A 13,244-nucleotide genomic window follows, 5' to 3' on the forward strand; every position below is an offset into this window, starting at 1 on the left:
GTGGCACGAGGGCCACACAGCCCCGCCCGCAGTCTCTTGGTCCCACCGGGTTTACCTTCGCCCATGGGCTATCACGCACTCGACCCTGCCGACCTCCCGCCCTCGCAAGACCACCCCTGTGACCGCCGGTCGCTGACCGACGCTGCCGACCTCGCGACCCTCGCGGCGGCCGTCTACACGCTGGAGCCCGGCGAGGATCTCGCCCAGGAGTACCACTACCACGACCAGCGCGAGGAGCTATTCTATGTGCTCTCGGGCACGCTACACGTCGAGACGCCCGAGGAGGGGTACGAGGTGCCCGCCGGCGAGACGTTCGTCGTCGAACCCAAGAGTCCGATCCGGCCGCACAACCCCGACCGGGCGGACGAGCCGGTCCGCGTGCTCGGCGTCGGCGCACCGAAATTCGATATCGGCAAGCCCTACGACCCCGACACGGAGGGGGCACCCGGGTAGTCAGAGCCGCTTCGAGACGTAGGGGCCGTCCTGGTGGTAGCCGAGCTTCTCGCGGTAGTACTCCCGGACGCCGACCCCGCTGAGCACGGCCAGCTTGTCGTAGCCGGCGTCCGCGGCCAGCCGCTCGGCCTCCCGGAGGAGCCGCCGGCCATACCCCTGGTGTTGCTGGCTGTCGTCGCCGCCAGTCTCGCCCACCCCGACCTCGCTCCCGTAGACGTGGAGTTCGCGGACGACCGCTGCGTCCTTGAGCTCCCGCCTGACGGGGTCGTTCGGGAACCGGAGCCGGCAAAAGCCCACCAGGATGTCGCAGTCCCGGTCCTCGAAGCTGATGAAGTGTTCCCGGCCGCCAGCGACCTCGTACTCCGTGGTGTCGAGCGTCACCTCCCCGGGCTCCTCCTCGTGGTGCCCGACCTCCCGACACCGGATGCAGTCACACGTCCAGCCGTGCTCGTCCATCCGCTGCCGGGCGAGCTGCCGGAGGTTCGACTTCCAGACCCCGCCCTCGATGAAGTCCGCGGGGATGTCCCGCTGGACGCGCTGGAGCCGGGTGTACTCGGGGATCATCGACTTGACCTCGGCGACGAGTTCGGCGGCCTCCTCGTTGTCCAGCGGCTCGAACTCCCCGCGGTGCCACCAGTCGTAGGTGGCGGTGCCTTCGACGACGAGGGTGGGGTAGATCTTCAGGTAGTCCGGGCGCCACTCCGGGCGCTCGAAGATCCGCCGGAAGTCCTCCAGGCACATCTCTTTGGACATGCCGGGCTGGCCGGGCATCATGTGGAAGCCGACCTTGAAGCCGGCGTCGCGCAGCCGGCGGTTGGCGTCGATCGAGGCCTGGACGCCGTGCCCGCGGTGCATCTCCCGGTTGACCCGCTCGTAGGTGGTCTGGACGCCCACCTCGACCTTGGTCCCTCCGAGGTCGAGCATCCGGTCGACCTGCTCGGGGCCACACCAGTCGGGCTTGGTCTCGAAGGTGGTGGCGACGTTGCGCACGTCGGCGGTCTCGTTTTCCGTGATGACGTCCTCCAGGTACCGGAACTCGTACTCCTCGGGGTCCTGGGCGAAGCTGACCCCCTCGGCGGGCTGGGGCTCGCCCGTCGGGTCGTAGTCGTTCATCGCCTCCAGCGCCCGCTTGACGAAGTGTTCCTGGTAGTCGTGGCTCCGGGCGGTCATCGTCCCGCCCATCAGGATCAGCTCGACCTTGTCGACGGGGTGGCCGATCTGGCGCAACTGTTCGAGGCGTAGCCGGACCTGCCCGTACGGGTCGTAGTCGTTTTGCTCCCCGCGGGCGGCGGCTGGCTCGTGGCCGGTGTAGCTCTGGGCGCTCGAGAATTCCGAGTCCGGGCCGCCGGGACAGTAGAGACACTTGCCGTGGGGACACCGGTGGGGCGAGGTCATGATCGCGACCGGCGAGACCCCCGAGGCCGTCCGGACAGGCTTGCGCTGGACCACCTCCGCGACCGCGTCGCGGTGTTGCTCGGGCGCGTGGTCGATCAGATCGGAGTTCTGTGGGACTTTCGACGCAGAGTACTCCCCGCAGACTTCCTTCTTGGCGGTCTCGAGGCCGTCGCTGTCGACCTCGCCGGCGAGGATCCGGTCGACCAGCTCCTCGCAGACCCGCTCGAAGGTGTCGACGGCCGCGTCGCTGCTCATCGGCGTTCGGTAATCGAGGTAGCTGCCTAAGGGTGTCGCTCCGAGGTCCGGGCGCGCTACTGTGCGCTACTGGCCGGCTACAGCGACTCCGCCAGCGCCGCCAGCAGCGCTTCCTGGGCGGCCTCGCGCTCGCCGGCGAGGAACTCGACGCGCCCCTCGCGGGCGCCGCGGGCGTCCAGGCCCGCTTCCGGGGCGTCCTCCTGTGCCCGCTCGACCAGCGTTCGCACGTCGACGTCGCCGCGGACGAAGGCCTCGTCGGTGCCGACCCCGAAGAGGGCGGCGGCCTCCTCGCGGTGGCGGCGGTAGAGTTCGTCCAGCAGGAGCCGGTCCGGCGGGAACTCGTAGCGGTGGGTGTAGGCGTCGGTGTCCAGAACGAGGACGGTCTCGCCGCCGACCTCGCGGGTGCCGATGTTCGCTTCGGCGGTCTCGACCTCCGCGCTCATCCGCTCGCGGAACTGCTCGCTGACGTGTTCGACGAGGTCGCCTTCCCCGTAGAGCAGGTCCGCGACCAGCTCGCGCTTGTCCTCGTAGGACTGGTAGTACGCCTCCAGCGCGACGGCCTCGCGCATCCGGGTGGTCTCCTCGGCGCCGGACCCTGCCTCCTCGGCGAGGTCGACGTACTCCTCGGGCGTCTCCTCCCAGAAGCTCACCGCCGGGAGGTGGCGGAGTTCCTCGCGGGCGTCGCCGTTGACGTGGGCCGCGAGCGTCGCGGCCAGCGCGGTCGCCGTCGTCTCGCCCTCATCGGGCGTGGCGAGCACGTCGACGGTCTCCGCGATGTCGGCGTCCACCTCCTGCTCGTCGACGAGGACGCGGCGGGCGCCGTAGACGCCAAGCAGGTCCAGGGCGTCCTGGGATTCGGCGGTGCCGCCCGCGGCCAGGAAGACGAACAGCGGGAACTGCTCGTCGTGGCGGGCCCGGTTCGAGAGCATGTCCGTCACGTCGCCCGTGGCGTCGTCCATGTCGTAGACCGAGCCCTCTAGGGGCCGCCGGTCGAAGTAGTGGTACTCGGCGTCGGCGCCGGTGTTGTGCTCGCGGACCAGCGGGAGCGTCGCCCGCTCCAGCGCCACGCCCGCCAGATAGCCGTCGGCGGTTGCGCTGTGCCGGACGATGACCGGCCGCCCCTCCAGCACCGCGCGCCGGACGGCGGTCGCGGCGTCGCGGACCCCCTCGAGGGCGGACTCGACGGCCGGGTCTGCCGCCAGCGGGTCGACCTCGTCCGGTCGGGCGCGCTGGAGCATCGCCTCGTCCATCCGCTGGGTGACCGTGTCCCGCTCCTCGTCTTCGAGGACGACCAGCCCCTCGGTCTCGACCTGGAGCTCGCCGCGGCGGCGCTCGACCTCGCCCTCGAGGCGGACGATGTCGCCCTCGCCGGCCTCGGGGTACGCGCGGACGCCGGCCTCCTCGAAGGCCGCACAGTCGACGGTTCCGGTCTCGTCTCGCAACTCGAACACCGTCGGGCCCGAGGTCTGTCTGGCGGTGACGACCTCGCCCTCGACCCGGACGCGCTCGCCCACGCGGTCGGCGAGCGAGTCGATGGTCACCTGCTCGAAGGTCGGCGTCCCGTCGACGGACTCGGCGTCGTCGCCGTCCTCGGCCGCCGGTGTCTCCCCGGCCTCCGCCTCGCCTGCCGCAGCCCCGGCACCTTCCGACCGGTCGTCGACGCTTCCGGCCCGGGCCGGGCGGTCCTCCGTCTGCGCGGCGACGGCGCCCGCACGCGGGGCGGACTCCTCGGCCTTCTCCGACTCACCGGACTCGGTCGCGTTTCCGGCGCCGACTCCAGTCTCAGCGGGTTCGGCGGACTCGGTCGCTCCGTCGTCCCCGGCCTCGTCGTCGGTTCCCTCCTCCCTCTCTGCGGACGCGGGGGACGACCCGTCAGTCGCCCCCCCGTGCGCGTTTCCCGCTTCGTCCTCCTCGGCGAGGTACTCCGCGTCGGCTTCGGGGTCGTCGACGAGCGTGCCGCGGAACGACGACTCGTCCTGTCGGATCGACCAGCCCAGGTCGATGTTCCCGTTGTCGCGGACGCCTTTGACCTGAACGAAGACCGTGTCGCCGGCGTCCCAGTCGAGGCTGTCCAGCCGCTGGTCCAGCTCGCTCTTGTGGAGGAGCCCGGTCACGTGGTCGCCGATGTCGACGAACACGCCGAACTCCGCGTAGCCGTCGACCGTGCCGCGGTAGTACCGACCCGGTGTCAGCTCGTCCGGCTGCGTCCCGCGGAACTCGAAGACGACGTCCTCTTCATGCAACTCACAGATGCGGCCGTCGACAGACGTGCCGCAGATGATACACGAACCCATTGGCAGTGACAAGCGCCCCCGGCCTAAAACGGTTGTCGAATCCGTTCGCTCCAGTGTGAGGGCCGGTGGCGTACCCCTCGGTCAGCCGAACAGGTCGTCTCCTCGCGGGCCGGCCGCGTCTCCCCGGCCGGTGCTCGTGAGCCCGGCTCCCTCGCTGGCTCAGTCGCCGCCCTCGCTCCCCTCGGCCAGTTCTTCCAGCCCGGCCCGCAACTCGGCCGCCTCCTCGGGGAACAGTGCCACCTCGACCTCGTTGCCCTCGTCATCCTCGAAGGCGAGTTTCACCCGCTTGTCGCCGAACTCGCGGCTCCCGACGTCCGTAACGTCGTACAGCTTCGCGGTCGCTGCGGCGTTCGAGGCGCCGACGTGCTTGACGGTCCCCTCCTTGAGTTCGAACATGAACGAGTCCATATCCAGCGTGAACATGTCCGGACCGAGAGCGGGGACGGACAAAAGCCCGCCGGGAGTCAGGCCTGGCCCGCGAGGAGTCTCGCCTGCTCGGCGACGGCCGCGAGCGCCTCGAGTCCGCCGAACCCGTAGCCGAAGGCGAGAGCGGCTGGCACGGCGGCCACGGCGAGCGCCGTCGCCAGGGGAACGCTGTGGACCTCGCTGACGCCGACGACGAAGAGGACAGTCCCCCAGACGGTGACGGCGCCGGTCACCCAGGGGTTCGCGAGCCCGACGAGCACGCAGGGCGCGGTCGCGTAACAGAGCACCTGCACGGTCTCGCTGACGCCGGCGCGGTCCTCGACGGTCCCGATCAGGATGACGGTCTGGAGCGCTGCGGTGAGGTGGACGCCCGCGGGCGCGACCAGCACGACGACGAAGAGCACCCACAGCACGGCCGAGGCGGCCGGCTGGCCGCCGATGACCGGGTAGGCGTTGTCCACGACCGCGAGCCGGACGGTCTCGGAGACCAGGACGACCGCCGCCACGAAGGTCAGCCCCGGGGCCTGGTCGCCCGGCGCGACCTTCCCCCGGAAGAACCGGCGGGGGGAAACGAGCACCTCCACCCACGCGCGCAGGACCGCGACGGGGCCGCGCTCGCGCCCGAGGTCGGTGTTCTCGGCCCACTGAGTCACACCCCGGAGTAGGGTCCGCCGCCGTATGACGGTTGCGTTAGCCGCCCGCGCCGACGTTCTGGTCGCCCTCGAAGGAACCCGGGTCGGGGCTGATGTCGGCGTACTCGACGGCACGCTCGCCCAGTACCGCGACCCGCTCGGCCAGCGACTCGTCGACGAACTCGCCGTCCTGGAACTGGCTGCCCGCCCGCGGGACGGCTGCCTGGTGGGGCAACACCCAGGCGTTCAGTGCCCGGCAGACCGACCGCAAGTGCTCCAGCGTCGTCACCGGGAAGCTCCCGCCCGAGACGCCGAGCAGGCCGACGGTCCGGTCCTCGAACTCCTCGAACCCGCAGTAGTCGAGCGCGTTCTTCAGTGGCGCGCTGTAGGAGCCGTGGTACATCGGCGAGCCCAGCAGTACCGAGTCGGCCGCGCGGACGGCCGACCGGAACGCCGGGGCGTCGCCGGCGTCGTCGCGGTCGGCGTCGTAAACCGGGAGGTCGTACGTCCGCAGGTCGAGTAGTTCGGTCTCTGCACCCCGGTCACCCGCCGCGTCCAGCGCGTGACCGAGCGCAGTCCGGGTGTGGCTTGCGTCCCGCAGACTCCCGCAGACGGCGACGATTCTGGGTGGCATGCGAACACGTGCGCAAGCGAGCGGCAAAATGCTTCGGTGGCGGGGGGCCGGTCACCGCAGACCCGGCTCGCTCGGGTTCAGCCGGCGCCGCTGCCGACCAGACGGCGGAGGCCGGTGACCCGGTCTTTGACCCAGCCGACGACGGCGTCACGCGCCCAGGTGACGTGTCCGACGACGGTCTCCCTGACGAACTGGCCGACGCCGGCGGCGCCGTCCTCCCGGAACCGGTCCGCGGCCTCGCTCAGCCAGGCCCGCCCGCGGTTGACCCCACCGGAGACGCCGTTGCTGAAGAACATCACCACGATGAGCAGGAGTAGCCCGAAGCTGGCCTCCCAGTGGGCCTCGAGCACCGGGAACTGCCGGATGAACCACCGGAGATACTCGTAGGTGAACGCGCCGATCGCCGGCCCGAAGAATGAGTAGGGGCCGCCGATGACGGTCATGATGACCGGGTCGGCCGAGGCCGTCCAGAACGCGTGGCTCTCCGGGTTGACGTTCGTCGCCAGCGGGATGAGCAACGCCCCCGCGAGCCCGGAGAAGGCACCGGAGACGATGAAGGTCATCCACTGGTGGAAGGTCACGTCGATCCCCAGCGCGCGCGCACGGTCCGGGTTCTCGCGGATCGCCTTACAGACCAGCCCGAATGGCGACCGGACGACCCGCCAGATCGCGTACATTCCCAGCGACACCACCAGCAGCGTCAGGAAGTAGTAGCCGAACGGATTGACGATGTCGACCAGCTGGAACTCGATCACCCCGAACAGGTCCACGTCCCCCATGATGAAGGTGAGCCCGTCGGACCTGTTGGTGAAGTTCCCGTCACCGATGCCCAGGGCCTGGAGTATCGTGCCGGGGGTGTCCTGGTTGGCCATCACGAAAATGGCCATGCTAAAGGCCAGGGTGATCAGCGCGAAGTAGATCTCCTCGAGCTGGACCGAGAGATAGCCGACGAAGACTGCGAGCAGGGTGGCCATGAGCATCCCGAGCACGAGCGCGAGCACCCAGGTCACGAGCCACCCTGTGCCACCGAAGGTCTCGATCAGGCCCAGCGCAGGTGCGACCTGGCTGACGGTCTTCGCGACCGTGTAGCCGGCCACCGCGATGAACATCGCGTGCCCGAACGAGAGCAGCCCCGTGTAGCCGTACAGCAGGTTGAACGCCGTTGCGAACAGGACGAAGATCAGCGTCCGGGTCAGAAGCGACATCTGGAAGCCGCCGAGCCCGCCGGGGAGGAGAAACGGGATACCGTACGGTAACCCGACCAGCAACAGCGCCGCCAGGATGGCGGCGATGGTGAACTGGGTCCTGCTCCGCCCTCCGCTCAGCCGGTCCGGGAATCCGTAGGCCATCGATACTGTCCCCGGTCGTCACATACCCGGCGGGAGGTCGTTCTGGCCGCCGAGCAGTCCCTCGCTGCCCTCCAGCAGGTCCTGGGCCTCCGACCGCTCGATGCTGTAGGTCTGTATGTTGGTCTGGCCCGGGCCGTCGTAGGGGACGTCCGCGTCCTGTGAGGACTCGCCGATGACCACGGAGGCGTTGGCCTGGTGGCTGGTCTCGTCGAGGGTGATCGTCCCCCTGGGGTCGTTCTCGAAGGTGTACCCCTCCATCTCCGCGATGATGTCCTCGGCGTTGGTTCCACCCGCGGCCTCGATGGCGTCCTTGTAGATCTGGACCGCAGCCCACGTGCTCCCGCCGGTGAAGGTCGGGTAGGCGAGGATCTCGTCGTCGTCCTCGTAGGCGTCGACGAATGTGTCGATGAAGTTCTGGTCGGCATCCGTTCCGTAGGCGCCGGGCCAGTACCATCCGGAGTAGTGGAGCCCATCGGGCATGGTGTCGCCCAGCGAGTTGAAGTTCACCGGGTCGGCGCCGATGGTGTCGAAGCAGTCCTCGATGTCCTCGAACAGCCCCTGCTCGGCCGCCTGGCTGGTGAAGGTGACGGTGTCGCCGGCCCAGAAGCTGGTGAACACGATGTCCGGGTCCGCGTTCTGGACCGTGGTGATCTGAGGGGTCATGTCCCCGGCACCCAGCGACGGGAACTCCGAGGCGACGACCTCGTAGTCGAAGCCGAGCCCGTCGAGGTAGGCCTGGTAGTAGGCCCAGCACTGCTGGCCGTAGGCGTAGTCCGGCCCCATGTTCGCGATCCGGAGCCCGCCGTCGAAGTTGTCGGCGGTGTACTGGGCGATGCCGTAGGTCATGTGGGCGGTCATCGAGTTCGTCCGGAACAGGTTCGGGAGACCGGCCGCCCTGCCGTCCTCGTCGTAGTAGTCACCGTAGGTGTCGGTGTCGTGTTCGGTGATGAACGGCGTCCCGATGTCGGTGAGGGTGAAGGGTACTCCAAGCTGCTCGATGGTCGGCCCGGAGTTCAGCGTCACCCCCGAGGAAGTCAGCCCGATCATTACGTCGGCCCCGAACTCCTGGACCAGGCTCCGCATCTGGGCCTGCGGGTCGTCGCCGTGGTCGCGGACCTGGATCTCGACCTCGCGGTCGTTGATCCCGCCCTCCTCGTTGATCGCTTCCACGGCAACCTCGGCGGCCGCCGCGGACCCGGCCCCCAGCTGTTCGGCCAGCCCCGAGAGCAGGTAGACCCCGCCGATCCGGATCGGCTCGCCGCCCCCGTTACCGCCGCCGTTGCCCGAACAGCCAGCCAGCGCGGCCGTCGCGCCGGCCCCAGCCACAGTCAGGAACTTGCGTCGGTCCACCGTACCCAGCCCACCGGTGTCCGATCCGTCCTCCGCATGCCTGTTACTATCCCGCATGGGTACCTCCTTGATCATCCTGGGGTAATAAAAATTCACATTCTACCCCCCGCTGGCACGTCCGTGATTGCTGTGGTGTATGCTATCACAGAGCGACCGGCCGTCAAAAGATTTAATCTCTAGGTCCATGACGTGTTGTTCCATGTCATGGATGCCGATGGTATCGGCGGGACTCATAATTGACCAGGTGATCATCGGGTTCAGTATCGGGGGCTGGCTGTTCCTTCTGGCATCCGGTCTCACGCTCATCTTCGGCGTCATGGAGGTGTTGAACTTCGCACACGGCGCGCTGTTCATGGTCGGCGCCTACGCCTCCATCGAGGTGGCCCGGGCCGTCCCGGGTGGCTTCTGGACCGGGGCGCTCGCGGCGGCGCTCGTCGTCGGTGTGCTGGGCGTCATCATCGAGATGGGCTTTCTCAGACGGATCTACGACCGCGACGAACTCGACCAGCTCCTTCTGACCTTCGCGTTCGTGCTGTTGATCACTGAGGGGATCCGGTTCGTCTTCGGCTCCCAGTCCCGGCTCACTCCGCCGCCGGATATCTTTCAGGGCACCATCGTGATCACTGAAGGCGTCAGGCTGGGGGCCTACCGCGGATTTCTCATCCTCGCCTCCGTTCTCGTACTGGGCGGGATCCTGCTTGCCCTCCGGACGACGAACTTCGGCCGGCTCGTCCGGGCGACGTCGAGTGACCGGGACATGGCCCTGCTTCTGGGGATCAACGTCCCGCGACTGTACACTGCAGTGTTTCTGATCGGCACGGCGCTTGCCGGGCTCGGCGGGGCGCTGTATGCTCCGATCACCTCCGTGACGCCCGCGCTCGGGAACAGCGTCATCATCAACGCGTTCGTGGTCGTAGTCATCGGCGGGCTCGGCTCCTTCACCGGAGCGTTTGTCGGTGCCTACGTGATCGGACTCTCGATCGCGGTCGGGAGTGTGTTCGCGGCCGGGGCCGGACAGCTGTTCCCGTTCCTGGCGCTGATCGTCGTGCTGTTGCTCAAACCCGAGGGGCTGGTGGGAGGTGTTGCGGACGCATGACCACGGTTCTGGAGACCGAAGGCCTCGAACGACGGTTCGGCCGGCTCGTGGCGGTCGATGACGTGACCGTCGAGATCGACAGCGACGAGGTCACCAGCATCATCGGCCCGAACGGGGCCGGGAAGACCACCTTCTACAACCTTCTGAGCGGGCGACTGAAACCGACCGCTGGGACCGCGAAGCTGCTCCCCAGAGGCGAGGACGAGATGGTCACCATCTCCGGCCGCGAGCCCTACGAGATCAACAAACTCGGGCTCTCGCGAGCCTTCCAGATCAACAACGTCTTCGAGGGGCTGACCGTCTCCGAAAACATCCGGGTCGCCCGGATCAGCAGGAACGACCGGACCCGCGACCTGCGGGCTATCGCCCGCAAGGACGCCGAACTTTCCGACGAATCCCGGGAAGTCATCGACCTGGTCGACCTCGGCGGCGTCGCCGATACGGTCTGTGAGAACCTCTCGCACGGCGACAAGCGGAAAGTCGAGATCGCGCTGGCGCTGGGGACCGACCCGTCGGTCGTGTTGCTGGACGAACCGACCGCCGGCATGAACGCCTCCGAGACCGACAACATGGTCGACCTGATCCGGGACCTCGACGAGGAGACCGACACGACCTTCGTCCTCACCGAGCACGACATGGACGTCGTGCTGGGTATCTCCGACCGGATCCTCGTGCTGGACAACGGCGAGCTCATCGCCAGCGGAACCCCCGACGAGGTCATGGCAAACGAGCGTGTACAGGAGGCGTACCTGGGGGGTGACGCGGGAGCATGAGCCTCCTCGAACTCGAGGACGTCGACGGCTACTACGGGAACAGCCACGTCCTCTTCGACCTCTCGCTGTCGATCGACACGAACGAGGTGGTCGCGTTACTCGGCCGAAACGGGGCGGGCAAGACATCGACGCTGCGGACGATCACCGGCGTCATCCCCCGCCGGGAAGGCCACATCCGGTTCCGCGGGCGCGACATCTCCCGGCTGTCGGTCGACAAGATCAGCAACATGGGGATCAAGCTCGTCCCAGAGGAACGGCGGATCTTCCCGACGCTGACGGTCCAGGAGAACCTCCAGGTCGCGCGTGACTCGGCCGGCGGGTCCGACCCCCGGCCGATCGAGGAGATGTACGAGATCTTCCCGATCCTGGACGACCTCCGCGAGAGCAGAGGACAGAATCTCAGCGGCGGCGAACAGCAGATGCTGTCTGTCGCCCGGGCCCTGGTCCAGAACCCCGACGTCCTCCTGCTGGACGAACCGACCGAGGGGCTCGCTCCCGTCATCGTCGAGGACCTCTCCGAGACGCTTGAGGAGGTGGTCGAACGCGACGTCACCGTCCTGATCACCGAACAGAACGTCGAGTTCGCGCTTGACCTCTCCGAGCGGGCCTACATCATCGAGAGCGGCGAGAACGCCTGGGACGGCTCGATCGAGGAACTGCGACAGCGCGAAGACCTGCTCGAACAGTACCTCTCGGTGGGGGCCGCCGAGAGCGACTGACCATGCCACCCGCAGCCAGGCAGACCTGGCTGCTCGTGCTCGTGTTCGCTGTCGGGCTGTCCGGCTGTAACGCGGTAGCGCCCGACCCGGGGACGACAGTGACGCCGGCACCGGTGCCGGAGGCCCCCGACTCGCCCGGCGACGTCGCACCTGGTGTTCCATCAAACGCCACGACTGCCGCCGGCGTCGACGGACAGTACGTCGCCAGGGTCCACACCCAGACCCTACAGAACACGTCGTACTCGGTGACCCAGTCTGTGGTCCAGCGGTTCCCGAACGGGACGGTCGTGGCCCGGTACGTCACCCGGGGGAAGTTTGGCGACGGTGACCGGGCGACTGTGACCCTCAGCCAGTTCGACCGCAGTTCCGACGGGACGACCCTCCGGACAGTCAAGCGATTTCAGGAGCGGGACAAGCGGTACCGGCTCGTCATCGAGAACGGGACACGCGAGGCAACCGTGACCAGCGAGTCCGGCTACGGCGCGGCCGACTACCGCAGAGTCCTCGCCAACGGCGGGGCCGTGGCGCGCGTGTTCGGGTTCGTCTCGACAAGAGTCGCTGGCACCGAGACCGTCGACGGCACCGAGTTCGTGACTCTCGAAACCGTCGAACCCGCATCCGTTCCACCGCTCGAGAACGTCACGCTGACAGCCAGGATCTCCGAGCGGAACGTCATCCGTTCGTACCGGGTGACCTATAACGTCGAACGACAGGGCCAGCGGCTCAACACGACCGTCTCACTGGAGTACACTGACGTCGGCACGACGAGGGTCGACCCCCCCTCGTGGGTCGGGAACGTGACGGCCCGACAGGCGACGTAGGAATTCACCGGTAGGGCACACGATTCTCACCGTCATCCACGTGCAGACCGTTAGCGCCGGAGTCTGGCAACCGTACTCGTCTTGCGCTCCTCGAGACTGACCAGCCCGTCGTCCGCGAGGTCCTCGACGAGTTCCCGGAGCCACTCGCGGCCGTAGGTTCCGTCGGGGACGTAATCGACGCGAACCAGCGGCCCGAGGTCGTCGAGTTCGAGCTCGCCGTGCTCCCGCAGCGCCCCGAGCACGCGCCCGCGCATCTGCCGGCGCGACCCCTCGAAGGCCGGCTGCTCCGGCACGTCGGGTGCCGTGAAATCGCCCGTGGCGTACGCCTGACACCACTCGCGCCAGGGACAGCCCGCCTCGTCACACCGGGGTGTCTGTCCACACGCCACACCTCCGAGTTCCATGACCGCGTTGTTCCAGTCCCGCGACTCCCCGGTGGGCATGAGCCGGTTGGCTGCCGTCTCGAACGCGGTGTCGCTGTCAGGAACGCCGAAGGCCCGATAGAGGACGCGCTTGACGTTCGTGTCCACGACCGCTTCCCCGTTGTTGAACGCGAAGGAGGCGACCGCGTTGGCGGTGTACGGGCCGACGCCCATCAGCTCCTGGAGAGCCGCGGGCTCGCTCGGAAACTGGCCGTCGAACTCCTCGGTGACCTGACGGGCTGCCTCGTGGAGGTACTTCGCCCGGTTGTTGTAGCCGAGGCTGTGGTCTGTCCAGAAGCCGACCACCGCAGCGCGGTCGGCGTCGGCCAGGTCTGCGGCGGTCGGCCACCGCTCGATGAACTCCCTCCAGGCTTCGACCACTCGCGAGAGCTGCGTCTGCTGGCTCATGACCTCCGAGACGAGCACCTCGTAGGGGTCGGTGGTCTCCCGCCAGGGAAACGAGCGGTGGTCCTCACGGTACCACGACAGCAGCGCCACGCGGGCCCCCTCCAGACTGGCCTCCGGGAGGTGGTCGGTCTCCGGCTCGTCCACGCACCCGTGTATCCACTCACGGAGTAAAAATGGGGCGAACAGGCGACACCCGGCTGCGGCGACGTGCTGTGTC

The 13,244-nt window shown here is 68.3% G+C and carries 13 protein-coding genes; 5 read left to right on the forward strand and 8 right to left on the reverse strand.

Translation table 11 applies throughout. The annotated features are described in order from the left end of the window. Nucleotides 1–63: 63 nt before the first annotated feature. Nucleotides 64–453 (forward strand): cupin domain-containing protein, encoded by a 390-nt coding sequence (locus GN153_RS04790; protein WP_159900371.1) that lies wholly within the window; start codon nucleotides 64–66, stop codon nucleotides 451–453. Here GN153_RS04790 and GN153_RS04795 read toward each other — a convergent pair whose 3' ends face one another. The 7 genes from GN153_RS04795 to GN153_RS04825 form a co-directional block, all read right to left on the reverse strand. Continuing rightward, nucleotides 454–2,103 (reverse strand): tRNA uridine(34) 5-carboxymethylaminomethyl modification radical SAM/GNAT enzyme Elp3, encoded by a 1,650-nt coding sequence (locus tag GN153_RS04795; protein ID WP_159900373.1) that lies wholly within the window; start codon nucleotides 2,101–2,103, stop codon nucleotides 454–456. A 77-nt stretch (nucleotides 2,104–2,180) separates the two neighbouring features. Further along, on the reverse strand, nucleotides 2,181–4,397 hold the full coding sequence (locus GN153_RS04800) for an OB-fold nucleic acid binding domain-containing protein (RefSeq protein ID WP_159900375.1): 2,217 nt from the start codon (nucleotides 4,395–4,397) through the stop codon (nucleotides 2,181–2,183). A gap of 159 nt (nucleotides 4,398–4,556) precedes the next feature. Next, nucleotides 4,557–4,820: a hypothetical protein gene (locus GN153_RS04805; RefSeq protein WP_159900377.1), complete on the reverse strand. Its 264-nt coding sequence runs from the start codon at nucleotides 4,818–4,820 to the stop codon at nucleotides 4,557–4,559. A 41-nt stretch (nucleotides 4,821–4,861) separates the two neighbouring features. Next, on the reverse strand, nucleotides 4,862–5,476 hold the full coding sequence (locus GN153_RS04810; RefSeq protein WP_159900379.1) for a YIP1 family protein: 615 nt from the start codon (nucleotides 5,474–5,476) through the stop codon (nucleotides 4,862–4,864). A 37-nt stretch (nucleotides 5,477–5,513) separates the two neighbouring features. Further along, entirely contained in the window at nucleotides 5,514–6,089 is a 576-nt protein-coding gene (locus tag GN153_RS04815; RefSeq protein WP_159900381.1) for an NADPH-dependent FMN reductase, read from the reverse strand. Nucleotides 6,090–6,166: 77 nt separating this feature from the next. Then, nucleotides 6,167–7,438, reverse strand: coding sequence for a branched-chain amino acid ABC transporter permease (locus GN153_RS04820; RefSeq protein WP_159900383.1), 1,272 nt, complete (start codon nucleotides 7,436–7,438; stop codon nucleotides 6,167–6,169). A gap of 18 nt (nucleotides 7,439–7,456) precedes the next feature. Then, on the reverse strand, nucleotides 7,457–8,788 hold the full coding sequence (locus tag GN153_RS04825; RefSeq protein WP_159900385.1) for an ABC transporter substrate-binding protein: 1,332 nt from the start codon (nucleotides 8,786–8,788) through the stop codon (nucleotides 7,457–7,459). Between the two features lie 199 nt (nucleotides 8,789–8,987). On the opposite strand from GN153_RS04825, the gene GN153_RS04830 reads away from it, so the two are divergent. From GN153_RS04830 to GN153_RS04845, 4 genes are read left to right on the forward strand one after another with little or no spacing between them, the layout of a single operon-like run. Continuing rightward, entirely contained in the window at nucleotides 8,988–9,884 is an 897-nt protein-coding gene (locus tag GN153_RS04830; RefSeq protein ID WP_201287810.1) for a branched-chain amino acid ABC transporter permease, read from the forward strand. Then, a complete protein-coding gene (locus GN153_RS04835) occupies nucleotides 9,881–10,657 on the forward strand; it encodes an ABC transporter ATP-binding protein (RefSeq protein WP_159900387.1) in 777 nt (258 codons plus the stop codon). Before GN153_RS04830 ends, GN153_RS04835 begins: the two co-directional genes overlap by 4 nt. After that, complete coding sequence (locus GN153_RS04840) at nucleotides 10,654–11,376, forward strand: ABC transporter ATP-binding protein (RefSeq protein WP_159900389.1); 723 nt, start codon at nucleotides 10,654–10,656, stop codon at nucleotides 11,374–11,376. The genes GN153_RS04835 and GN153_RS04840 overlap by 4 nt, the downstream gene beginning before the upstream one ends. A gap of 2 nt (nucleotides 11,377–11,378) precedes the next feature. Beyond that, a complete protein-coding gene (locus GN153_RS04845; RefSeq protein ID WP_159900392.1) occupies nucleotides 11,379–12,197 on the forward strand; it encodes a hypothetical protein in 819 nt (272 codons plus the stop codon). A 50-nt stretch (nucleotides 12,198–12,247) separates the two neighbouring features. On the opposite strand, the gene GN153_RS04850 is transcribed toward GN153_RS04845, so the two are convergent. Further along, nucleotides 12,248–13,171, reverse strand: a complete 924-nt coding sequence (locus GN153_RS04850) for an A/G-specific adenine glycosylase (protein WP_159900394.1) — start codon at nucleotides 13,169–13,171, stop codon at nucleotides 12,248–12,250. Nucleotides 13,172–13,244: the final 73 nt, after the last annotated feature.

The organism is Salinirussus salinus, assembly GCF_009831455.1.
Taxonomy (GTDB): domain Archaea; phylum Halobacteriota; class Halobacteria; order Halobacteriales; family Haloarculaceae; genus Salinirussus; species Salinirussus salinus.